Source organism: Sulfurimonas sp. ST-25 (assembly GCF_048079205.1).
GTDB classification, from domain to species: domain Bacteria; phylum Campylobacterota; class Campylobacteria; order Campylobacterales; family Sulfurimonadaceae; genus Thiomicrolovo; species Thiomicrolovo sulfuroxydans.
On sequence record NZ_CP182225.1, the window covers coordinates 1,221,925 to 1,245,144 of the forward strand.

Below are 23,220 nucleotides of genomic sequence, written 5' to 3' on the forward strand. Positions count from 1 at the left end.
TATGAGCAATATCAAAATCGGTGTCATCACCGCTTCCGACCGCGCCAGCGCGGGCATCTACGAAGACATCTCCGGCATGGCGATCCAGGAGACGATGACGGCGTACCTCACGAGCAGTTTCGAGATCGAGTACCGCTGCATCCCCGACGAGCAGGAGACGATCGAAGCGACGATGAAGGAGCTCTGCGACGAAGCTGGGTGCTGTCTCGTCGTTACGACGGGCGGTACGGGCCCCGCGCCCCGCGACGTCACCCCTGAAGCGACGGAGAACATCTGCGACAAGATGATGCCGGGCTTCGGCGAGCTGATGCGCCAGGTGAGCCTGCAGTACGTCCCGACGGCGATTCTATCGCGCCAGACGGCGGGCATCCGCGGTCAATCGCTCATTATCAACCTCCCGGGCAAACCGAAGTCCATCCGCGAGTGCCTCGACGCCGTCTTCCCGGCCGTGCCGTACTGCATCGACCTGATCGGCGGTCCCTACCTCGTCACCGACGAGAGCGTCATCAAAGCCTTCCGCCCGAAGGCAAAATAGCGGCGCCCTTGTCAACGCATTCGGGCTAGCTATGTCCTGACTGCTCAGGTCTTAGCGGCCACTGCTTTTGAACAGGTTGATGTAGCCGTTGACACCATGGCAGACGGCATCTGTCCTGACTTCCTCTTTTGTATAGTTTCGGATAAGGCCGCCAATGGCTTTTTCAGGCGCTTTCAAAAAATAGGTGTTCTCTTCGGAATAGGTATTTTGTATCAGCCACCGCATCATCCCCAGCATATGCGCTTTGTACCGCTCGCAACCGCCCCAGTTTTCCCGCCTGCATGACAGATACACTTCCGAGGTGACTTCATTGATCCATCCGTTTCCGCTTGTGTTCTGACCGGTACCGATCCTGCCGTAGTTCTGCATATCGTTTGGATCGTTTTTCTGCCGCGTAAAAATCGTATCAAGACATTTCAACAGGGTCTTTTTATAGAGGTCGTTTTTGCTGATTTTATAAAAATCAAGAAGACTCATCACCGCCCAGCTTGTCGGAACCGCATCTGTCGGCGTGCGGTAGTCGTCCGTCAAAAAATAGGAATCTTTCGCTGCTCTTTCCCGAAAATTGTCCGCCAGTATCGCAGCGGCATCGTAGTAGCGTTGATCCGACGTTACCGCATACATTCTTGACAAGGCGGAGAGCACTTCGCCCGTATAAAGATTGGAGTATCTTTTGTCAAAAACCGGTAGGCCCGATTCGATTTTAACCTGATTGATGACGGTGCCGTCAGGGTTTCGCATGGTAAGCAGCCAGTCGGCGGCCGATACGGCGGCATCCAAATAGCGTTTCTCTTTTGTCCGTTTATAGAGATCCAACAGGGTGAAGATGGTTTTCGAAGCCGTTCCGACGACGAACCTGTCATCCTTTTTACCGGTGTCGAGGGAAAGGGAGTAATGAAATGCCCCCTTGTTGCTTCCTTTTTGAATCTGCATGGACAAGATAAATTCGGCGATCAGGGGGGTGAGTGCGGCGATGCGTTCATCCTTTTCCAAATCGTTGAGTTTTAACAGACTGTAGAGGCTGGATGAGGAGTAGGTGGTGATGACGCGTCTGTCGTAAGCGGCATCGTCGGCGGTATAGAGTTTGTGAAATCCATGGGTCTCTTTGTCCATAGCGCGCAGAAGGTACGCTTTCGCCTCCATGATCTTGGTATAGATCAGATCGCTGTCCAGATGTCGAATGACCACGACGTCGCCGATCAGCTCTTTTGCTTCACTCTTGTACTCAATCAGCGCGTGGGCCGGAGCGTCAGGGCGGGCAAAGGAGATCATCAACCTTGACGCTGCGAAATCCTTTGCACTCGGATGGGTATGGCTGGGGCCAGCAAGAAGGTCTTGGACCGCATGCTCAATCGCCTGGCGCAGCGTATGCGCTTGCCCCGTGCCTTCGCCGACGATCTCTCCATGCAAATAGGGCGTGACAGATACGGTCCAGTCACCATAAACGGCTAACACCTTGTGATCAGGAACCGGGGCAGCTGAGAAATGCGACTGCGCAACGGCGCGTGCATACGTCAACACCTCATTTCTGGTATTGTGATCGGCAATGGACTCTGCATTGCCGAAACCGATGGTTGATGCAAACCCTGTGGTGACGAACCAAAGAACGAGAATGAGGTGTCGAAACAGATTTTTCATTTTTTCTTTAACGGACTGCCATCATTCTACACGATAGCAGATTGCGGGGTTGGATTACAGGTATAGTACACCATTGGCTCTTCTATTTTCCCCGTTTGAGTGTTCCGGGGACCATTAGTGGCAAATGGTAGATGACTTGTGTGATCTGATATTGCGATCATAATAAAATATACAAATTTTCTGGAATTGCCTCGTGTCTGACGAGAGCGTTATCAAAGCTTGCCTCCCGAAGTCCGAATAAGTCGTTAGCACTTGGACAGCGGCGTCTCCAGTGTCAGATCGACGCAGAGCCGGCGCGGTTTCTGTAAAAGCAGGAAGTAGAAGATGTAGCCGAAAAAGCCGACATAGTAGAGTGCTCCGATCATCATCAGGAAGATACCGATATTGAAATGCTTTTTTTCGGCGACTAACGTGTTTTCCCTCTTTTTGGTGATGGTGCAGCCGTTCTCGTAGAACATCGCGTCGATGCGCTCCATCTTCTGCGTGTCATCCAGCTCGGAATCTTGCAATTGAACAATGTAGTCGTTAAAGAGTGCAATGCCCTGTGCAATATTTTTCCTGTCCCAGAAGTAGATAATGAGTCCGATGGGAAGAAAGAAAAGCAACATGCTGGGAGCTTTGATGAAATTTGTTATGCATAGTACCTAATCACTACCGTAACCAGCATACCTAAAAGGAACGATGAGAAGGTTATGACAAGCCTGAAACCTACTATCGGTGTAAAAAGGTTTTCCGGTTTGAGCATATGTGAAATTGCGGCATCGACTTTCCCAACCAGATAACCAGATGCGAACAGTGCAATGACTGATGCGTACTCCGCAAATTCGGCTTTTTGTCCTGCGCTATAAGGGGTGAGGAAAATCCCGACCACCCAGCCAATCGCACCGCCGAGAATAACAAGTCCAAGATTGATGGCCACGTCTGACGGTTCTTTCTTGACCCTCGTAGACAACCATGCTAAGAGAGCATATACGGACAAGATAACAATACCGCTTATTGCCAATTTGACGTTCCTATAGTTCCTTTTGTATAACGTTTAAAATGAGTAATAAAGAATCTGTTTGCGTGTTTTTGATAATCTCCACGCCATTGTCAGTTTTCATGCACTATTAATTGATCAAGAAAGTCAATCATTTCATTCTGAAAAACTTCAATGACATATTCGCTGTTTCGATGTGACAACAACACATATGTGTCATTGTCTTGTGGATTTTTTATCATCCATGATCTGTCTTTGTCAATCACAGTATTTGTAAAACCCAATTTGGAATATTGTGACTTTAGCTTCTCTTGTAAGTCTTCAAATGTGACGTCACCTTTATCGTGGATAACGATCTTGTGATTTTTATCATTGCTTATGACTGTAGTTTCTCGTATTTCTACTTTCTCTTCTTTATTGTCTGGTTCCAAATATTCAGGATGCTCTTCGATTATTATTTTATAGGTCGCTGACAGTGCGCTGACCGTGATGACGGCGATGACAATGTTTAAAACGGAGAACAAAAAGAAGAGTTCGTAGTGAATGATGGAAGAAATCAGTTTAATAGCCAAACCATACACGAAACCAAATACGAACGAAAACAATAGGGGAAAAAGAACGACTGAAACAAAGACAAAAAGTTTGTACTGTTTTGTGAAGGTCCATGCATCTGAAAAGGTCATTGCCTTGTCTACCGAGATTGACGGAAACACTAGTGAAACACGGGATACGATGATGGATAAGACTACACCAATAATCGCAATACTTAGGATAAAGCCTATGCTGTCAAACGAAGCACTTAACGATAAAACTGAAAACGCGACAAACATCATTAGCAGGCCCAGGAGAAAGCCATTGAACATAAATGACCATTCTCTTTTTGTGAATTTGTACAATCCCCATTTGGGAATACTGTCCTCCCCTAAAATAAGGATCCTGTGAGTCGAGATGGCCACCATGATATAGATAATCCAGTTGGCCAAAGCAGTGATAAACAATAGAAGTCCATTATCTATATCCGCATTACCTTTCACATAAACTATATTATTCAGATTAACATAGTCGATGATGATCATGAAGACCAAATAGATTGTAAGCGCGTTAATGAGAGCCATATGCTTTTCAAAAACAGAAGAGAGGGCCATATTTAGCATTCTTTTATACATTTATACTCCGTATTCAATTTTCTTTATTATCTCGTGATTCATCGATTTATCATCTAACGTTTAAACTCACCAATATGAACTCCCAGTGCGGAGCTCATATTGGTGTGCAGAGATTTGTTAGCTGCTCCAAGGCAGCACCACTATGACTAAAAATAATATAGGTATTGTAAAAAATACAGTCAAAGCAAGTGTTGTGAACCGTTTATAGTTCAGCTTCAGTTCTTTGACAACTGGGTCAGACAGATCATCATCGGAGTTGACAAAAGACAGAGTACGAAGGCTGTTGTATCCACCTGAGCCAAAGCCTGAAACATGTGTGATGTGTTCCCATGTTTGGTGATGATTTTCTTCAAGATAGTTTCTTAGTCTATATTCTTCTATTATGTTTAGAACCATAATAGCAATCCATGTTGGAATCATGTAGCAGTTGAATAACGTGAAAGCAAAATCCGTTTCAGTAAGGTGAGGCAAAGAAAAACGAAGGATAAATAGGCAAGCGATAAGCGTAAACCAGATTTTCCAATATAGCTTGATCTGGGGTTTTGGAATAGTGTTACTTGTCATCACTTCCTCTTCAGTTAACTATTAATTAGATTACATTTGAGTGTACTATAGAACTTTTTTGGTTAGAAAATCCTGCAAAAATAGTAACAATATGAAATATTTTAAATCTTTCGATGTGCTGTAGAATAAAAATGTATACATGATTATTATCGATATCCGGGGATGGATTAACATGTTGTGGGTCTATTAGCAGTTTTCGATGTTAATCATACATTGGAGTGGAATGGCTCTTCTTTATGACGAAGATTTGCTGGCTTACAGTTTCTTTTCCCAAAACTGCGCGCTTCCCGCTTTGGGGTCAAGCTCGTAGGCGGCGAAGCCGAATTTCCTGTAGGCACCCTGGGCGACTGCGTTATTGCCAAGCACTTCCAGGGTAATTTTGCAGCAGCCTTTTTCAGCGGCGATCTCTTCGACTTTTTCCAGCAGTTTCTGGCTGATGCCCAGCCCTCTGTATTTGGGAAGGACGGTGATGTCGTGGATGTTGACGAGGGGTTTGCAGGCGAAGGTGGAAAACCCCTCGAAACAGTTGGCCACTCCCGCCGGCTCTCCGTCGGCGTAGGCGATGACGGAGAAGGCGTAGGGGCGTTTGGAAAGTTCTGTGACCAGGTTGTGTTTTACCACATCATCCAGAGGCTTTCCGCCGCCCATAGGGTCACGCGCATAGGCGTCGAGCATCATGGGGATCTCTGCTTTGTGCTTTTCATTGGAATAATCTGCTTTGACGACTTGAATGTTCATTTTTTACCTTATGATCGGAGCAATGGATGTTAAATTATGTGCACGCGAATATGTTATGCATATTTTAGTGCAACGAAAGTAAAAAGGAAACTAATGACCTGCAAACTCCACGAGGTAATCGATTTTGTCCGCCAGTATCATCTGCTCGACGACCTGAGTGATGAAGATATCGAAACCTACTTCCACACCTTTCACCACGCCTGCAAATGGGACAAAGAGATCCACTCCCACGACATCGACTGCGACGAGATCGGGATTATCGTCGACAAGACGAAAGAGGTGCTTGACGAAGCTTACGAGCACGAATATACCCTGCCGCAGATCTTTGAGGTCGCCAAGGCGTTCTGCGGCGTTTTCGAAGCGGCAAAGGCCCCTAAAGCGCCTGTGCCGTTTGTCATTGTCCTGCTGACCAGACTCTAAGCTGCACTTTCATACGAAACAGGCCCCCTTTCGGGGGCTGCTCCACAAAATTATTTAGCGAAATATATAACCGGTGTGAAGCACTACAGCGCGAGGCGGATGCCGACGGGGCAGTGGTCGGAGCCTTCGATGTCCTGGAGGATGAAGGCGTCTTCGAGTACCTCGGTCAGGTCGTCGGAGATGAAGAAATAGTCGATCCGCCACCCCACGTTCTTCGTGCGGGCGCTGAAACGGTAGGACCACCAGCTGTACTCCTCCTCAATGTCGCCGTGCACGTAACGGAAACTGTCGATGTAACCGTGTTCGACGAGCTTGTCGATCCACGCGCGCTCTTCGGGCAGAAAGCCGGAGGTCTTGGCATTGGACTTGGGGTTTTTCAGATCGATCTCGCGGTGGGCTGTGTTGACGTCCCCGCAGATGACGATACTTTTGCCTTCGTCGCGCAGCGCGTCGCAGTAGGTCAAGAACTTCTCGTAAAAGGCCATCTTGTACGCGAGGCGCTCTTCGTCCTTCTGGCCGTTGGGGAAGTAGACGTTAAAGAGGGTGAAATCGTCGTAGTCATGTTGGATGATACGCCCTTCGTGCTCGCTGTCGATGTCGAGGCAGAACTCGGAGGAGTCGGGAACGAGTTGTGAGAAGGTTGCCGTACCGGAGTAGCCTTTTCGCTCGCCGCTATTGATGGTCAGCGTCGCGTAGTTGGTATCGAAGAGGTCGTCGGGGAACTGGGACGCAGTCGCTTTGATCTCCTGGAGACAGAGGATATCCGGACGGCGTTCATCGACCCATTTGAGTGCCTGCTTGTTGGCGACGGCGCGGATACCGTTGACGTTCCATGAAAGTATTTCGATTGTATCGGACATAAAATGTACCTTGTGAGCGCAGGGGGGAGGCGCAAAGCGCGCCCCATGTGGTCGTTAGACGAAGTTGACCTTGGAGACGTGGTGCTTGAGGCCGAGTTCGGACGGCGTGCAGCCCAGGGCCAGACCGACCATCTGCTGCATGTGAAGCACCGGCATCTTGACGTCGCGGCCGACGGCGTGGCCGGCATGCTCGTACTGGGTGTCGAGTTTCAGGTGACACAGCGGGCAGGGTGTGACCATCCAGTCCGCGTTGGCATCCATGGCACCCATCAGGGCTTTACCGGTAAGCAGGGCAGCCGTTTTCGGCGCCTGGAGCTCCGCGTGGAATCCGCAGCACTTATTCTTCTCTTCGTAGTCGACGTTGACGCCGCCCAGGGTGACAATGAGGTCATCCAGGGAGTTCGGGTTGTACGGGTTCTCCGCCTTGCCGTGCGTTTCATTCTGCAGCTCGGAAGGGCGGATGTTGTGACAGCCGTAGAAGGGTGCAATGTTGAACTGGCTCAGCGGTGTGACAACCTTCTCTTTGAGCGTCTCGAGACCGAAGTCGTCGATGATCGCATAGAGGAAGTGGGTGATCTCGGAGGTACCCTTGTACTCCAGTCCGACTTCGGCGAGCTTCTCGTTGACGCGGGCTTTGAGCTCCGGGTCGTTGTCAAGGCGGTGCTTCGTCATCGCCGTATTGAGCTGGCAGGTATTACAGATGGTGACCATCGTCATCCCGCGGGCCTCCGCGTAGCAGATGTTGCGCGCATTGAGGACAAGCGACAGGAAATCGTCATAGTCCTGCAGGTGCGACGCGCCGCAGCAGGTCGCTTCGGAAAGCTCAACGAGTTCGATACCGAGCTTTTCGGCGACGGCGTACGTCGACATCAGCTGCTCCGGCGTACTCTCCTTGGCGGTACATCCTGTAAAAAGGGCGTATGTGAGTTTCTTTTCCATGACTTATCCTTAGAATTTGACCGTTGACGACGATTTGATCAGGGCCTTGACCTCGTCGAGTTTGTCCGATTTCGGCATGTTCCACGGCATGACGACTTTGCCGACCTTGAACATCTTGAATCCGACCTTGCCGTGTTTCATCAGCATCGGGACCGTACCCTCGGAGTAGCGGACGAGTTCCGCTTCATCCAGCAGACCGTGCTTCTTGATGGAGTGTGCGAAGCCGACGGCGTGGCGCGTCGCGACGTTGTTGATGGCAACGCCGTTCTCGAAGACCTGGTTATGCAGCTTCGTGATCTTTTCGATCGGGTTGACCTCTTTGGGACAGACCTCCTGGCACTCGAAACATTTGACACAGTCCCAGACACCCTGGTCCGGCGCATTGACGATGTCAAGACGATCGAGGGTCGCTTTGTCGCGCACGTCGGCGTTAAAGCGGTAGGCGGCGGCAAACGCGGCAGGCCCGATGTAGGATTCGTTGTTCTCAAGCGACGGACAGGAGTAGTGGCACAGACCGCACTGGATACAGTAGTCGGCCTCGAGCAACTGCGCTTCCTCTTTCGGTGTGACGAGGTTTTCGCTCTCCGGGTGTTCGTCGATCTCGTCGATGAGATAGGGTTTGACCTGCTCGTGCTTCTTCCAGAAGTCCTCTTTGTCGATGATCATGTCCTTGACCGCGCGCTTGATGCTGAGCGGCTCGAGGGTCAGCTCGGTGCCGAAGAGCTCGATCAGGTCGTTCATGCGCTCTTTACAGGCCAGGACGCCTTTGCCGTTGACTTTGATGGCACAGGCGCCGCAGATCCCGTGGCGGCAGCTGCGGCGGTAGCTGAAGCTACCGTCGACGTCCCACTTGATGCGGTTGAGGATATCGAGGACGACCTCTTCGGAGGTGACCTCCATCTCGATCGTCTTGTAGTGGGGAAGGTAGTCCGTTTCGGAGTTGAAGCGGAACACGTTGAATGTAATGGTTTGTGTAGTAATAGTCGTCATCATCTTCCCCTTAGTATGTACGCTCTTGCGGTTCGAATTTGCCCGGTGTGACCGCCATGTAGTCGAGGCTGATCTCACCGTTTGCATCCATGTACGCCATAGTGTGCTTCATGAAGGCTTCGTCGTCGCGTGTCGTGAAGTCCTCGCGGTAGTGCGCGCCGCGGCTCTCTTTGCGCGCCAGGGCGCTTTCAACGATGAAGAGGGCATAGTCAAGCATGTGGCCCAGTTCGATCGCTTCTTGGAGGTCCGTGTTGAAGATCTTGGACTTGTCGTCGATACGGATGTTTTCGAAGCGCTTGCGCAGTGCTTTGACGATCTCGACCTGCTTGGAGAGGGTCTCCTCGGTACGGAAGACGCCGGCATTGTCGGTCATGCTCTGCTGCAGTTCGTTACGCAGGCCCGGGACCGTCTCTTTGCCGTTATTGGTGAGGATACGCTCCATCTCTGCGATCATCGTGTCGGCATCGGACTGTTCCGCCTCGCGGAGGTAGAGCGTCTCGATGTCATTGACCATGCTCTGACCGACGTGGCGGCCGAAGAGCAGGGCTTCGAGGACGGAGTTGGCACCGAGGCGGTTCGCACCGTGGACGCTGACGCAGGCACATTCACCCGCCGCGTAGAAGCCTTCGACGAGTTCGTCGTTGTTCTTGCGGACGTGTCCGTCGATATCGACCGGGATACCGCCCATGGAGTAGTGCGCCGTCGCGGAGATAAGAATGGGCTCTTTGATCATGTCGAGGCCGAGGAAGGTGATCGCCAGGTCGCGCAGCTCGGGCAGGCGCTCCATGATCTTCTCTTTGCCCAGGTGGGTCAGGTCGATGTAGACGGCGTCTTTGCGCGGTCCGACCCCGCGCCCTTCGCGGATCTCGTTGATGATGGCGCGGGCGACGACGTCGCGGGAAGCCAGTTCAAGCTTGTTCGGCGCGTAGCGCTCCATGAAGCGCTCGCCTTCGGAGTTGAGCAGTTTTCCGCCTTCGCCGCGGGCCGCCTCGGAGATGAGGATACCGCTGCCCGAAAGGCCTGACGGGTGGAACTGGACGAATTCCATGTCCTCCAGCGGGAGGCCGTGGCGCGCAACGATGGAGAGGCCGTCACCGGTATTGGCGTGGGCGTTGGAGCTGATCTTGAACGCGCGGGCGTAACCGCCGGTGGCGAACATAACGGCCTTGGCGTTGAAGATCGCCTTTTCCTGGTTACGAATATTGAAGGCGACGACACCGCTGACCTTGCCGTCTTCGTAAATAATGTCGGCGGCGTACCACTCGTCGATGAAGTCGACGCCGACGCGCAGCGCCTGCTCGTAGATCGTCTGAAGCAGGGTCAGACCCGTACGGTCTTTCGCGAAACAGGCGCGCGGGGAGGACTGGCCTCCGAAGGGGCGCTGGGCGATCTTACCGTCGTCGGTACGGCTGAAGGCCGCTCCCATGCGCTCTGCCCAGCGGATCGTTTCCGGGGCTTTCTGACACATCAGCTCAACCGCGTCCTGGTCGGCGAGGTAGTCCGCACCCTTGACGGTGTCGAATTCGTGCAGCTCGATGCTGTCGACATCGCTGAGCGCAGCGTTGATACCGCCCTGCGCCGCACCGGAGTGCGAACGCAGCGGGTGGAGTTTGGTAATGACGGCGACGTTCTTGCCGGCTTGTTTCAGCTCTCTGGCAGCCGCAGAACCTGCCAGACCGGAACCGACGATTACCGCATCATAAGTATAAATAGGAATACTCATAACCTTCCTTCGTAAACGTAAATATGCGTCAGATTATAGCGATTGAAAGGGTAGGTTTCGGTTAAACGGTTCTGGCTGGAGAGCGGAAGGGAAAGGTGTTACAAAATGAACCAGAAAGGCCCACAAATGGGGCCTTTGGAGGGAAAATCTATAACATTTTCGTATTGTTATTCGTATCGGAAACGCAGTTACCGCCCTTCTCCTGAGCCATTCTCAGGCGCTCTTTGGCGTTTTTGACGGCATCGTCGAGGGTCTGGGAGGCGGTTTTTGAGGCAAAGCCGCCGCTGAGCGTGATGGGGAAGGAGTCGTGTGGCATTTTGAAACGGTTCTCTTCGATCATCTGTCGGATATGGTTACACTCCTCCAGCGCTTTATGCTTGTCGCTGCGTAGCAGCACGGTGATGAACTGGCCGCCGTGGATGCGCCCGATCTGGTCATTTTGCATCTTGTGCAGTTTCATGATGGAGGTGATCTTGATCAGAATCGGGTCGATGACGCTCTGCGGGAAATGGTTGACAAGCTTGGAGTAGTTGTCGATCTCGAAGATGCAGACGAAGGCGTGCATGTCCTTGGAGGCTTTGGGACGGCGGTCAAAGCCGATTTTTACCCCTTCGTAGTTGGGGAGCTGCGTCACCTCGTCTTTCTTGCCGCTGGCGGAAGCGGCGTCACCGCTCTCCTGGCGTATTTTCAGAGCGATGGAGTTGATCTCGGTCGTTTTGAACTTGACCGAGGCGCGGGTGGCTCCCTCCTGGGGCTGGAGCGCATAAATGTCACCCAGGATCGTTTTGGAAGCGTTGCGGGCGGCGGTCATGACGACGAAGCCCCAAAGCAGGACCAGGATCATCATTGCGCCTACGAGCAGGCTGTACTGGTAAAGGATATTGTTCTGCAGTTTGGTCAGCGGGTAGAAGAGCGTGGTATAGTTTTCGATGGCTCTGAGCATGTCGTCGTGTCTGGCGGGGGAATCGATGGCGGCGTTGAAATAGGCGGAGGCCGATGCGTTCAGGACCCTGTCCCGTTCGCGGAGCAGGTTGGTGTATTTGCTGCGGGTTTTCGCCTCCCTGAAGATGAGGCTGTTGGCGATCTCGTAGACGTTCTCGCTGTCGAGGCCGTCGATCAGGATTGGCAGGCGGCTGAGGACGCCGCTGGCGCGAATGCGGTCGAGGGCGGGGTCCGCACGGTCCATTTTTGCGAGGGAGTGGACGAGCCTCTCCTGCTCAGCCATATTGTCGATCCGCTTGTACGTGGCGTAGGAGCTGGCGAGGAGCAATCCGCTCAAAAGGGTGAACAGTATGAGCAGTGTTGCGTTAAACTGCACCGAACTTAGGAGCTTTTTGATCGACGTTTTCATTGATATCCCGTGTGTGGTTTTTTACTAATTTTAATTGGTGTTTTATTAAGTGACACTTATGACGCTCCCTGCGTAAAGGCGCCGCAAGCGAGAGTGGAGTAAAATTCTCCTCTTATTATGGATCTGGAAAAACGTTTTATCGCTTCCGTCGCCGCCGCATCAAAACAGATCGGGGATGACGGTGCCGTGATCGGTTCTACTGTCTATTCGAACGATGCTTTCATCGAGGGGACGCATTTCAAACGCGCATGGATGACGCCGCGCCAGATCGCCTATAAGGCATTCGCGGTCAACATCTCCGATGCCGTGGCGATGAATGCCGTGCCGCGATACGCCCTGCTTGCAATCGGTATTCCATCTTCGTTCACTGCGGGCGAGGTGGATGCCCTGGCGGCGGGATTCGTCGAGGCCTCGGCCGCTTTTGGGTGCGAACTCGTTGGCGGGGATACCGTCAAGAGCGACCGGCTGATCATTTCGCTGACCATCGTCTCGGAAACGCGGCGTCCGCTGCGACGCAGCGGGATCAAGAGGGGCGATCTGCTCGCCTTCACGGGCAGCGTCGGCAAGGCGAAGCGGGAGCTGCAGTATCTGCTGGCGGGACGCAGGGCGCACGCGCAGTCGCACTATGTCCGGCCGCCGCTGCGCCGGGAGTTCATCGCCGCCGCCGCACCATATCTGCGGGCGGGGATGGACATCTCGGACGGGATCTACACCGACCTGCAGCGCCTGGCCGACCTGAACCGGACCGGCTTCTCCTTTTTCCGTCCCCTCGGCAAATCAGCGGGGTGCAGCGGGGAGGAGTACGAGATGCTCGTCGCTTTCCCGCCGCGGATGCGCAAGCGCGTCGAGTACCTGGCGCGCAAACACCGAACGCCATTGACCGTTTTCGCCCGGGCCGCACGGACCCGCTACAAAAACCCGTGCAAATCACACCACTTTTAAAGAGTACCATGGACCGTTTTTATTACTTGCAGCATGCACCGATTCCCTTCGTTTTCAAACAGAGCGTACGCGACTTTGTCGTCAACGAAATTCCGCTTTACCCTTTTACGGGCAACGGCGAACACCTTATCTTGCATGTACGCAAAAAGAACCTCTCCACCTGGGACCTCATCTCCCTGCTGGCGAAGTACCTCGGCATCAAAGGCAGGGAGATAGGCTACGCCGGCCTCAAAGACAAAAACGCGATGACGACACAGTACATCTCCTTGCCGAAGAAGTTTGAGAAGAAACTGGAGGGGTTCAGCCACGAGAACGTGAAGATCCTCGAGAAGACCTACCACAAGAACAAGATCCACATGGGGCACCTCAAGGGCAACCGCTTCTTCATCCGCCTCAAGAAGGTGACGCCGACGGCGGCCAAGAAGATCGACGAGGCGCTGAAACAGATCGCCGTCTACGGCATGCCGAACTTTTTCGGCTACCAGCGTTTCGGCATCGGCGGGGAGAACTGGAAGAAGGGAGAGGCCCTGCTGCGCGGGAAGATCAAGGAACGCAACGTCAAGCTCAAACGTCTTTATATTAATGCATATCAAAGCCACCTCTTTAACCTCTGGCTGAGCCGCCGCATCGAGGTGAGCACGCTGATCGGCAATTTTGACGCCAAAGAGATATCGCCGCTGCTCAACATCCCCGAAGATCAGCTCCAAAAGCTGGCGCAGCAGCCGCACCCCTACAAGCTCATCGAGGGGGACGTCATGATGCACTACCCGCACGGCCGCCCTTTCGAATTCGACGGTGACGCGGAGGATATCGAACGCTTCAACGAGCGTGACATCGTTCCGACGGGCCTACTGGTCGGTAAGCGGGCCAAACGCTCCACGGGCCTCTCCCGGGACTTCGAAAAGGCGTATGACGCCGTCCACGAGATCGACGGCCAGCGCCGCTATGCCTGGGTCTTCCCCGAAGAGGTGGAGGGCAAATACCGTGAGGAGGAGGCCTGGTACGAGCTGCACTTTACGCTGCCCAAAGGCTCCTACGCCACGGTCCTGATCGAAGAGATCGCCAAACGCAAAATTGACAACGACGAGGAAGCATGACACGCCATATCACCAACACCATTTCGCAGCAGTTCGGACGGTTCGCGTCCAAGGAGTTTCCCCGCTGGTTTCAAAAGATCGTCAACCAGGGTTATGTCAGCATCATGGGGCTGGACATGGGTGAGTTCTACGCGCCTGCCACCTACCGTTCGCTCAATGCGCTCTTCACCCGTAGCCTCAAGGCATCGCGTCACTTCTCCAACGATGCCGACGACCTTATCTCTCCGTGCGACAGCCTCATCACCGAGTGTGGCGATCTCGATGCGACGCAGGCGCTGCAGATCAAGGGGATGTCCTACTGCGTCCGGGAGCTGTTGGGGTCGGAGATCGATGATGCGAACAAGGACCGCATCGAGCACGGGCAGTTCATGAACTTCTACCTTTCGCCCCGCGACTATCACCGCTACCACGTTCCGACAAACATGAAAGTGCTCAAGGCGGTGCATATCCCCGGCAAGCTCTACCCGGTCAATATGCCTTCGCTCAACAAGCGGGCCGACCTCTTTATCGAGAACGAACGGGTGGTGATGGAGTGCGAGACCCAGCAGGGGAAACTTGTCTACCTCGTCCTTGTGGGTGCGCTCAACGTCGGGAAGATGCAGGTCAGTTTCGAGCCGCGCATCCAGACGAATGCGGACGCCCAGCAGCCGACGGCGTACAGCTTTGAGAATCTCCACCTTAAAAAGGGGGATGATTTTGGCTGTTTCGAGATGGGATCGACCATCGTCATGATCACGGAGAAAACGGCGATGGAACTGTCGGTGCAAGCGGGGCAGAAGGTCCGTTTCGGCGATACGATCGCAACCCTCTGACCCGGCGGCGCCGGGCAAAATCCCCCACTCCTTTCCTAAAATCAATTCCGGTCGTTACGATTGCTATCTGAAGGGCGAAGAAAAGTCGGTGTGCGTATCGTGATGATCACAGGCAAGCGGCGAAATGATCGCGTTTAGGAAAGAGAGGTTAGCCCCGCTTGGGGCCATTAGAAGCGGTAGCGCATACCGGCGTAGAACGCGCGGGGAGGGGCAACCCTGACCGTGGCATCCTCTGCCATCGTTGCCAGTGCCGACGAACTGATGTTGACGAACTGGTAGTATTTTCTGTCCAGCAGGTTGTCAAACCGTGCGAACATTTCAAAAGCGTCTGTGAAGCGGTATTCGCCAATCAGGTTAACGACTTCATAGCCGCTCATTTCGTGCGCATTGACCTCATCCGCATAATAGCTGCTTTTTGCCAGCAGCTCCGTGATAAGCGTCGCCTTGGAGTTCGGCTGGTAATAGAGTGTCAGTTTCACGGTGTGTTTGGGCGTTCTCGGCACCTGGTTTCCGGAAAGGTCAACGCGTTCGAAGTCACCCGTGAGCGGTCCTCTTCCGTCAGGATCCGCCGTGACCTGCTGGGAGAGCCAATAGCGCGTAAAGACCGCATCGAGGTAGGTGTATGCCAGGTCAAACGCGACCGTTTGGCTCCGGTCACTCTGGACGGAGAGTTCGAAGCCTCTGCTGCGCATGTCCCCGACGTTATCGTAGTTGCTTTCGTTCTCGTCGTCGGAGGTGATATAGCTCCCGGCGATTCTTCCGATGTAATCTTTCCGGTCGAGCTGGTAGACCGATGCGTTATAGGTGAACCCGGCAGACTGCCCGCGCAGGCCGATCTCATAGTTATAGGAGGTCTCTATACCGATCTTCGAGGGAATATCCACCGCCGGGTTCTCCCGCAGGGTTGCCTGGTTGGTGCTCATCTGGCGAACCGTCGGGGTCCTGAAACCGGTGGAGACGCTGGCGTAAAACGCACTGTTTTTGGAAAGCGCATAGTTGAAACCGGCCCGGTAAGAGGCGACGTCATAGGAGGGCTTGACGTTGTTGGCGCTGTCTTGATGGTCGATGTACCGCTGCTGGATGTTGTCATAGCGGATATTGAAGGTGGTCGTCAGGTCCTTCACTACTTCAAGTTTCATCTCGCCGTAGAGCGCGTTGATGTCCTCCTCTGTCGCATAATCCGACTGGAGGCTTCCGTCGGCCGCCAGGTAGGCCCGTTCGTCGGTGGTGTTTCTCTGGAGGTCGAAGCCGGTCATGAGGCCCAGGATGTCGAAGGCCGTCCGGTATTCGCCCTTGGCGCCGTTCTGGTTCCAGATCTCATTCTTGTCCGTTTTCGTCCGTGCCGTTTTATAGGTCTTGTCATCGATGTAGGTATGGACGTTGAGCATCAGGTTCGAATCTTCACCGAAGGAGTTGGAGTAGGTGACGAACCCTTTGGTCAGGTCGGTCTTGTAGTAGCCGCTGTACGAATACTCGTTTTCGCTCCGGGGGTCGGTTTTCGCCGCGAGGGTCCCGTGGACGCTGTTGCCGTCACCCGTTTCGCGTTTGGTATAGTCAAGCCCAAGCGTAATGTCGCTCGTGTCATTGAGGTAGTAGGAGTATTTCCCGTTGATCGATTTGATCGAGACGTAGGACTCATCCCAGTAGCCGTCACTTCCACGGTAGCTTCCCTGCAGCTGTAGCGCGGAGTTTTCAAAGCTTTGGTTTGTCGATGCCATTAGGCGTTTCGAGTTGAAGCTTCCGGCTTCCGCTTCGGCCTTCGAAGATGAGACGGCTTTGGCTTTCTTGGTCGTGATGATGACCGCGCCGGCGAGGGCGTCGTTGCCGTAGAGGTAAGACGCGCCCCCCTTGATGACTTTGATCGATTCGATATTGTCCAGGTCGATGTTGATCTTGCCCGAGGTCTCCTGGACCGGGACGCCGTCGATGACGATGGCGACGCCGGGCTGTTCGCCCATGTACATCTGGTTCTCGATCCCGCGGATATGTACTTTGACGCTGTCGGTTCCGACGTTGGAGAGGGTGACGCCCGGTACGCTGTTCAGGATGTCCGTAATGGTGTGCGGGTTGATCTTTTCGACCTCTTCGCCCGTAATGGTCATGGTACTTGAAACGCCCGTTTTTGAATCGACGCCGTCATCGATCGTCGTTGATTCGACGGTCACGGCACCGATCGCGATGCTCTCGTCAGCATTGATTGCGGCGCTGTTCCCGAGCAGGAAACAGAGCAGGGCTGTACTTTTTGCCAGATGGTTTATGTTCATAGCTCTCTTTCTAATTTTTGTGTTAATGCGGATTGTTGCAACAGAGTGTTAATTAAATGTTAAATTAAATATATTGATTAAATATATATGATAAGAATGTGTAGAAACGACCGCTATGCACTGCGTCACGAGGGGACGCGCTGCTTATGAACGTAGCTGTACATGACGGGCAGGTAGAAGAGGTTCAAGACGGTGCCCCACGCCAGACCGAACCCCAGCGAGACCGCGAGCGGCTGGAACGTGGCCGCCTGCCCCGAGGCGAAGAAGATCAGGGAGGAGAGCCCGACCAGTGTCGTCAGCGAAGTCAGGATGATCGGCCGGAAGCGCCTGCCGGCCAAGCGGTGGATCTCGTCGGCGCTACCGGCATGCCGGAGCGTGGACATCATGATGATGCCGTCATTGACGATGACGCCTGCGAGGCCGAGCGCGCCGATCAGCGACGGCATGGAGAGGTTCAGTCCCATAAGGGTGTGCCCCATCAATACACCCAGGAGGGAGAAGGGGATGACAGAGACAACGATCAGCGTCTCGCGGATCGAATTGAAGAGGTAGAGGATGGCGATAAAAATCAGGATGACCGACAGGACCGTTGCCAGAACCAGGTCGGTTTCCAGGGCTTTCTTCTGCTCCGCTTCGCCTTTGAATTTCAAACGGACCCCCTCAGCCCGGAGCGTGCGGAGGGTCGGTTCAAGCTTCTGAAGCGCTTCGGATGCGGTGATGATTTTCGAATCGACGTTGGCAAAGACGAAGAAGGTGGTCTCCCCGTCATCCTTGACCAGCCGCTCCAGCGCGGTGATGACCTCGAAATCGCAGACATCCTTGAGGCGGACGATCTGCCCGTTCTTCAGCGGGACGCCGAGGGATTCGAAAAACGCGAAATCGTCCTGGTAGGCGGAGCGGACCTTGATATCAAGCAGGCTCTGGCCGTCGAAGATCACCCCGATGCGCTTGGAGAGATAGAGGTCCGAGACAAAATTGCCCAGGTAGGCGTCGGTGATGCCGAGCTGTTCGCCGTAGGCGTTGACCTTGATCTTGATCTCGTCGATCCCCCGTTTGATATTGTCGCCGGCATATTTGATGCCGTCGATCGCACCGAGCTCCGCTTCGAGCGCTTTGACCGCCCGGATCGCCTGCTGGTAGTCTTCGCTCATAAGCCCGATACGGATATCCGCTTTGGCGTAGCCCATCCCTTTTTCGACGACCATCAGCTCTTCCAGCCCGAACCGCTCCTTGTAGCCCTGGGATACGAGCCATGCCCGCAGTTCTTTGGAGATCGCCTTGGAGGAGCGTTCGCGCACACTGTCGCGCCGGCTTTCGTAGAAACTAAGGTAGGGGGTAATGTAGCTGTCCATAAAGTTGTCGGGTTTTTTCTTCTGCAGTTCGACCCCGATGTACCCGACGGAGGGGAACATTTCGGTATCCCCCGTGGCGCTGCGCCGGTATCCCGCCGTCGACGTGACATTTTCGACGCCGAAACGGCTGCCCTCCTTGAGAAGGTCTTTCTCGATGGCCTGCACGATGGCCAGGGACTCCTCAAGGGTTGTCGTCGGGGCCGCTTTGAACGTGATGTTCAGGGCGGTGGCATCAAAGGGCTGGAACATCTGGAACTTGGCGTGTTTGAACCCGGTATAGATCAGCAGCGGGATGATGATGACAAAGAGCAGCAAAAAGGTTTTCTGATACTGCATCAGCAGACCGAGGGCTGCCGAGTAGCGCCGGTTGATCCCCTTCCACGAGAGGGTGCGCGAGGCGGGGCTGAGCAGGTGCACGGCGTGGATCGGCAGGAAGATGAAGGACTCGAGCAGCGACGCAATGACCAGGGCGCTGAAGGCGATGGGGATCATCTGCACGATCTCGCCGAGACGCCCGCTGATCATCAGCAGCGGAATAAAGGAGAAGAGGGTGGTGGCCGAAGCGATGGTGACGGGTTTGGCCATCTCCCGCGTCCCGAGGAAGGCCGCCTTTGCCGGTGCGTACCCTTTTTCGATGTACTGCTGGATATTCTCGCTGACGACGATGGCGTCGTCGACGATGATACCGATGGCGATGATGACGCCGATCAGCGAATTGATATTGATGCTGTACCCGGTAAAGTAGAAATAGATGCTTCCCAGCACAAAGGAGGTCGGGATACCCAGGGCGATGATGAAGGCCATACGCGCATTGATCAGGGCAAAGGTCATCAGGGTGATGAGGATGATCCCGAAGAGGATATTCGAGATGACGATGTTGAGCCGTTCCTGGATAATCGTCGTCTGGTCCTGCCTGACATCGTAGTCGACGCCGTCGACCTTCATGCTCTCTAGGAGTTTATAGATTTTTTCCCCGATCGCGATGGCGTCCCCTTTCGGGTTCTGCGAAAGCGAAAGGGTAATGGCGGTTTTGCCGTTCATGCTCGCCAGCGTCGAAGCGTCTTCGTAGCGCTTGGAGACCGTGGCGATGTCCCTGAGCGCGATCTGGCGGTCGCCGATATTGAGCACGGTCTGCTCAAATGCGTCCACGAACTTCTTCTGGTTTCCGACGGAGAGGAAATACTGGGCCTTGGCGTCGTCGATCTTGCCGAGGGGGTAGATATAGGAGAGTTCCGAGATGGTTTTGAGTACTTCCGTATGCGAAAGTCCGTATGCGTCGATGCGCCGCTCGTCAAGCATGATCTCGTAGAAAAGGTCGGAGTCGCCGAAGATCGTGACGTCCGAAACGCCGGGAATCGCCATCAGGCGGGACTTCAGTTTCTGTGCGAGCTCCCGGAGCCGGTCCAGGCTGACTTCGTCCGAACGTACCGATACCTGCATCAAGCCCCGCGCATGGGCCACGTTCCTGACTGCCGGCTCATCCATGTCGGAAGGGAGCGTCGGCACGACCAGTGCGATGGCGTCGCGGATCGATTCGGCCATCTCCGCTTTGTCTGCCCCCTTTTCGAGCTCGAGGCGTACGGAGAAGCTGCCCGGGGCGATGACCGAGGTGACGCTCTCGACGCCGACGAGGTTTTTGGTCTCCTCTTCGAGCGGCGTCACGACCATGCGGTTGAGGACGTCGACGGAGGCGCCGCCGTAGCTGCCGCGGATCGTCATGGTGTCGGGTTCGATCTCGGGGGAGATCTCCTTGGGGATCATCGTATAGGTATAGATCCCGGCGGCGAACAGCAAGAAAAAGAGCGTGTAGTTGATCTTATAGTTATCGATAAAAAATTTCAGCAGCTTGTCAAACAGGGTGTTTTCACTGTTTGGGAGGGGGGTCTGCTCCGGGGCGGTTGACTTGCTTTTGTTCACGCTATGCCTATTTCTGCCTGCCGGCCGGGCAGGCGTGGTTTATTTGGTGCCGGTTTGCCACGGCGGGGCAGGGTCTACAGCCTGCCTGCAGGGTGTTCTGCGGCAGGTTCGGCCGTCACACGCATTGCCTGCGGTGCGTTTTTAGACGGCTTTTCCGCGGGGGCGCTGTGGTGCCCGCGCTGCGCACGGCCGTAGGTGTCGAGGATGTAGCCCCGGTAGAGGTTGACGGCGACAAAAAAGATAATCAGCGATGCCGCAAACGGGAAGGCCAGGATTTTGGCGCGCTTTTTCGCCTCGATCAGCCTGATACGCTTGTAGAGGATGACGAGGGCCCAGGCCACCCCGACGTACCGCAGATACGAGAAGAGGTGCACCCATGCATCCTTTCGGCTTGCCGGCGAGGTGAAGTCGCTCTGTACGCCGAAGCCGTAGGCGAACCCGTCGACGATCTTCTCCATCCCGCTGACAAAGAACATCTCCAGCGTATGCGAAAGCGACCCGAAGATGAAAAGCGGCGCGAAGGCGTACCCGAGGGTGTAGAAAACGGTGCTGTACTCTTTTTGAAGGATTTTGGACGCGACGAACATGCCTGCAACGGTGATGACGACCGAGAAGAGCACGGCGTATAAAAAGGCGAACAGTCCGACAGTGTCCATACCGCCCAGGCCGGCGATCCCCTGAAGCGCCGCCGCCGTTTTCGCCCAGATGAATTCGTCGGCGATCGCACTGCGTCCCATGCCGTGGTGGAACGCCATGGTAATGGGGATGGCCGCGACGATCAGAATATAGGCCCAGACCTCCGCTTTTTCGATCTTGAAGTGTGAAAAGAGCGAAAACGAGGGTTTGGTCAGGCGGAAGCTGACCGCTTCGCAGGCGGCCGAGCAGTCCATGCAGAGGGTACAGTCTCCCATCGAGTTCTTTTTGTCAAAGTTGAAGGGACTCAGGCCGTGTGTACATGCTTTGGCACAGTCGAAGGTTTTGCACTCGCTGCAGGCGCTTTGGTTGGTCCCCAGCCACGTGAAGGAGAGCTTCTCATAGGCCCTGGTCAGGGTGCCGATGGGGCAGATGTATTTGCAGTAGCTCATCTCTTTATAGACGAGATAGAAGGCAAAAGAGAGCAGGGTCATGACGGTGAAGAGCACGGCCGAACCGAAAGGGGTATGGTACGCGGAGGGGAAGCTGTAGTAAACACCCCACCAGCCGACCATGAGCAGCGTCACGCCGATGAAACGGTTCTCAAGCCATTTGGGCATACGCTTTTTCAGGCCGAATTTCGTGAGGTAGTGCCCCAGGAATCGGTGGGGACAGATACCGCAGAAGATGCGCCCGAAGGTCGGCAGCGACACGACAATGAAGAGCGACCAGAAAATCCCCCAGAAGAGGGCCGGCGTATAGAGGTTCTCTTTCCCGGGAACGGCGAACCCCAGGGCGATCGCGTAAAAGAAGAGGGCCGTCACGGCCAGCCGCAACAGAAAAAGAAAGCGTTGGTTCTTGAAGAGGTAACCGAGCAGCGGCATGCCGTAGAGGTCGTTTCGGTCGCGTTTGATATGATCTACCATTGAATCCCTGCGTTGATGACAAACATCATATAATTAAATTATTTTTAAGTTAAGAATGTAATTTTAATAGCTTAGTGTTAAGGGAGTGTTAAAGGGAGGGGATATCCCGCGTAAAACGGGCCTGTTCCGGGGGAAGTGGGTATAGAGGGGAACCCCTCTTTTATACGTTGAAACGGAAGTGCACGTGTGCACTTAGTCAACCGTCAAACATTAAACCTAAAGTGCATGACATCGCCGTCCTGGACGATGTACTCCTTGCCCTCCAGGCGCATCTTACCGGCCTCTTTGGCACCGGCCTCCCCGTTGCAGGCGACGAAGTCCTCGTAGCCGATCACCTCGGCACGGATAAACCCCTTTTCGAAGTCGTTGTGGATGACGGCGGCAGCCTTGGGCGCCGTCGTGTTCTTGCGGATCGTCCAGGCGCGTACTTCCTTGACGCCGGCGGTGAAGTAGCTCATCAGCCCCAGTTTATCGAAGCCTTTGCGGATGATCTGCTCCAGTCCGGACTCCTCGACGCCGAGGTCGCGGAGGAATTCGTCGCGCTCCTCGTCTTCCAAACCGACCAGCTCCTCCTCGATCTTCGCGCAGAGTTTGATGACTTCGCAGTTCTGTGATTCGGCATGGGCCGCGAGACGCTGAACATACTCGTTGTCCTCAAGCAGGCCGTCTTCATCCGTGTTGGCGCCGTACATGATCTCCTTGGCCGTCAGCAGGCGCAGATCCTTGTTGAGTTCGGCGAAACGGTCATCCTCGATGTCGGGGAAGCTGCGGGCAAGGTTGCCCTGGTCGAGGTGGTCGAGCAGGGTCTGGGCGAAGTCGACCATCGCCTGCGCCTTCTTGTCCGCTTTGGCCTGCTTTTTGAGGCGTTCGATGCGGTTTTGCAGCATTTCGACGTCGGCGAGGATCAGTTCGGTCTCGATGATCTCGACGTCGCGGAGCGGGTCGATGCTTCCTTCGGTATGGACGACGTTCTCATCGGCGAAACAGCGCACGATCTGCAGGATCACTTCCGTTTCGCGGATATTGGCGAGGAATTTATTTCCCAGACCCTCACCCTTGCTGGCACCCTTGACGAGGCCGGCGATGTCGACGAAGTCGAGGGTGGAGTGCTGGATGCGCTCGGGGTTGACGATCTTGGCCAGGGCGTCCAGGCGCGGATCCGGGACGGGGACGACCGCCTTGTTCGGTTCGATGGTACAGAAGGGGTAGTTGGCCGCTTCCGCGTTCTGCGCCTTGGTCAGCGCGTTAAAAGTAGTTGATTTTCCGACGTTCGGCAGCCCGACGAGTCCGATGGCTAATCCCATAGTGGTTTCCTGTCTGTAAGAATAAGTCCGACATTGTACTCTCTCGGGGGTTAGGGACGGGTTAGGGGAA

The 23,220-nt window shown here is 54.4% G+C and carries 20 protein-coding genes; 5 read left to right on the top strand and 15 right to left on the bottom strand.

Annotated elements, in window-relative coordinates:
- The first annotated feature begins 1 nt into the window (after position 1).
- Entirely contained in the window at positions 2-535 is a 534-nt protein-coding gene (gene mog / locus ACM66T_RS06225) for a molybdopterin adenylyltransferase (RefSeq protein ID WP_231021170.1), read from the top strand.
- A 51-nt stretch (positions 536-586) separates the two neighbouring features.
- On the opposite strand, the gene ACM66T_RS06230 is transcribed toward mog, so the two are convergent.
- The 6 genes from ACM66T_RS06230 to ACM66T_RS06255 all read right to left on the bottom strand — a co-directional run bounded on the left by ACM66T_RS06230 (position 587) and on the right by ACM66T_RS06255 (position 5,620).
- Complete coding sequence (locus ACM66T_RS06230; protein ID WP_416768902.1) at positions 587-2,173, bottom strand: glycoside hydrolase family 76 protein; 1,587 nt, start codon at positions 2,171-2,173, stop codon at positions 587-589.
- A gap of 245 nt (positions 2,174-2,418) precedes the next feature.
- Positions 2,419-2,781: a hypothetical protein gene (locus ACM66T_RS06235; protein ID WP_345971398.1), complete on the bottom strand. Its 363-nt coding sequence runs from the start codon at positions 2,779-2,781 to the stop codon at positions 2,419-2,421.
- A gap of 23 nt (positions 2,782-2,804) precedes the next feature.
- Complete coding sequence (locus ACM66T_RS06240) at positions 2,805-3,092, bottom strand: hypothetical protein (RefSeq protein ID WP_345971399.1); 288 nt, start codon at positions 3,090-3,092, stop codon at positions 2,805-2,807.
- A gap of 173 nt (positions 3,093-3,265) precedes the next feature.
- On the bottom strand, positions 3,266-4,228 hold the full coding sequence (locus tag ACM66T_RS06245) for a hypothetical protein (RefSeq protein WP_416768903.1): 963 nt from the start codon (positions 4,226-4,228) through the stop codon (positions 3,266-3,268).
- 207 nt (positions 4,229-4,435) lie between these two features.
- A complete protein-coding gene (locus tag ACM66T_RS06250; RefSeq protein ID WP_416768904.1) occupies positions 4,436-4,882 on the bottom strand; it encodes a hypothetical protein in 447 nt (148 codons plus the stop codon).
- Between the two features lie 255 nt (positions 4,883-5,137).
- Positions 5,138-5,620, bottom strand: a complete 483-nt coding sequence (locus tag ACM66T_RS06255) for a GNAT family N-acetyltransferase (protein WP_345971402.1) — start codon at positions 5,618-5,620, stop codon at positions 5,138-5,140.
- A gap of 93 nt (positions 5,621-5,713) precedes the next feature.
- Here ACM66T_RS06255 and ACM66T_RS06260 point away from each other — a divergent pair, with 93 nt between their 5' ends.
- Positions 5,714-6,040 carry a hypothetical protein gene (locus ACM66T_RS06260; protein WP_416768905.1) on the top strand — a complete coding sequence of 109 codons (327 nt, stop codon included), beginning with the start codon at positions 5,714-5,716 and terminating at the stop codon, positions 6,038-6,040.
- A gap of 83 nt (positions 6,041-6,123) precedes the next feature.
- On the opposite strand, the gene ACM66T_RS06265 is transcribed toward ACM66T_RS06260, so the two are convergent.
- The 5 genes from ACM66T_RS06265 to ACM66T_RS06285 all read right to left on the bottom strand — a co-directional run bounded on the left by ACM66T_RS06265 (position 6,124) and on the right by ACM66T_RS06285 (position 11,903).
- Positions 6,124-6,900, bottom strand: coding sequence for an exodeoxyribonuclease III (locus ACM66T_RS06265; RefSeq protein ID WP_416768906.1), 777 nt, complete (start codon positions 6,898-6,900; stop codon positions 6,124-6,126).
- A 54-nt stretch (positions 6,901-6,954) separates the two neighbouring features.
- A complete protein-coding gene (locus tag ACM66T_RS06270) occupies positions 6,955-7,839 on the bottom strand; it encodes a CoB--CoM heterodisulfide reductase iron-sulfur subunit B family protein (RefSeq protein ID WP_345971406.1) in 885 nt (294 codons plus the stop codon).
- Between the two features lie 9 nt (positions 7,840-7,848).
- A complete protein-coding gene (locus tag ACM66T_RS06275; protein ID WP_345971527.1) occupies positions 7,849-8,829 on the bottom strand; it encodes a succinate dehydrogenase iron-sulfur subunit in 981 nt (326 codons plus the stop codon).
- 10 nt (positions 8,830-8,839) lie between these two features.
- Positions 8,840-10,552, bottom strand: a complete 1,713-nt coding sequence (gene sdhA / locus ACM66T_RS06280) for a succinate dehydrogenase flavoprotein subunit (RefSeq protein WP_345971407.1) — start codon at positions 10,550-10,552, stop codon at positions 8,840-8,842.
- 148 nt (positions 10,553-10,700) lie between these two features.
- Positions 10,701-11,903: a GGDEF domain-containing protein gene (locus ACM66T_RS06285; RefSeq protein WP_416768908.1), complete on the bottom strand. Its 1,203-nt coding sequence runs from the start codon at positions 11,901-11,903 to the stop codon at positions 10,701-10,703.
- A 117-nt stretch (positions 11,904-12,020) separates the two neighbouring features.
- Here ACM66T_RS06285 and ACM66T_RS06290 point away from each other — a divergent pair, with 117 nt between their 5' ends.
- Genes ACM66T_RS06290 through ACM66T_RS06300 form a run of 3 tightly spaced genes read left to right on the top strand, consistent with a single transcriptional unit; the run spans position 12,021 to position 14,754 of the window.
- Positions 12,021-12,845 carry a thiamine-phosphate kinase gene (locus ACM66T_RS06290; protein ID WP_416768910.1) on the top strand — a complete coding sequence of 275 codons (825 nt, stop codon included), beginning with the start codon at positions 12,021-12,023 and terminating at the stop codon, positions 12,843-12,845.
- Positions 12,846-12,853: 8 nt separating this feature from the next.
- Positions 12,854-13,942: a tRNA pseudouridine(13) synthase TruD gene (truD, locus tag ACM66T_RS06295; RefSeq protein ID WP_231021184.1), complete on the top strand. Its 1,089-nt coding sequence runs from the start codon at positions 12,854-12,856 to the stop codon at positions 13,940-13,942.
- Positions 13,939-14,754 carry a phosphatidylserine decarboxylase gene (locus tag ACM66T_RS06300; RefSeq protein ID WP_231021185.1) on the top strand — a complete coding sequence of 272 codons (816 nt, stop codon included), beginning with the start codon at positions 13,939-13,941 and terminating at the stop codon, positions 14,752-14,754. The genes truD and ACM66T_RS06300 overlap by 4 nt, the downstream gene beginning before the upstream one ends.
- A 167-nt stretch (positions 14,755-14,921) precedes the next feature.
- Here ACM66T_RS06300 and ACM66T_RS06305 read toward each other — a convergent pair whose 3' ends face one another.
- The 4 genes from ACM66T_RS06305 to ychF form a co-directional block, all read right to left on the bottom strand.
- Positions 14,922-17,018, bottom strand: coding sequence for a TonB-dependent receptor (locus ACM66T_RS06305; RefSeq protein ID WP_416768911.1), 2,097 nt, complete (start codon positions 17,016-17,018; stop codon positions 14,922-14,924).
- A gap of 125 nt (positions 17,019-17,143) precedes the next feature.
- Positions 17,144-20,287, bottom strand: coding sequence for an efflux RND transporter permease subunit (locus tag ACM66T_RS06310; RefSeq protein ID WP_231021187.1), 3,144 nt, complete (start codon positions 20,285-20,287; stop codon positions 17,144-17,146).
- Positions 20,288-20,361: 74 nt separating this feature from the next.
- Positions 20,362-21,846 carry a 4Fe-4S binding protein gene (locus ACM66T_RS06315; RefSeq protein WP_231021188.1) on the bottom strand — a complete coding sequence of 495 codons (1,485 nt, stop codon included), beginning with the start codon at positions 21,844-21,846 and terminating at the stop codon, positions 20,362-20,364.
- Positions 21,847-22,049: 203 nt separating this feature from the next.
- Positions 22,050-23,150, bottom strand: a complete 1,101-nt coding sequence (ychF, locus tag ACM66T_RS06320; RefSeq protein WP_231021189.1) for a redox-regulated ATPase YchF — start codon at positions 23,148-23,150, stop codon at positions 22,050-22,052.
- Positions 23,151-23,220: the final 70 nt, after the last annotated feature.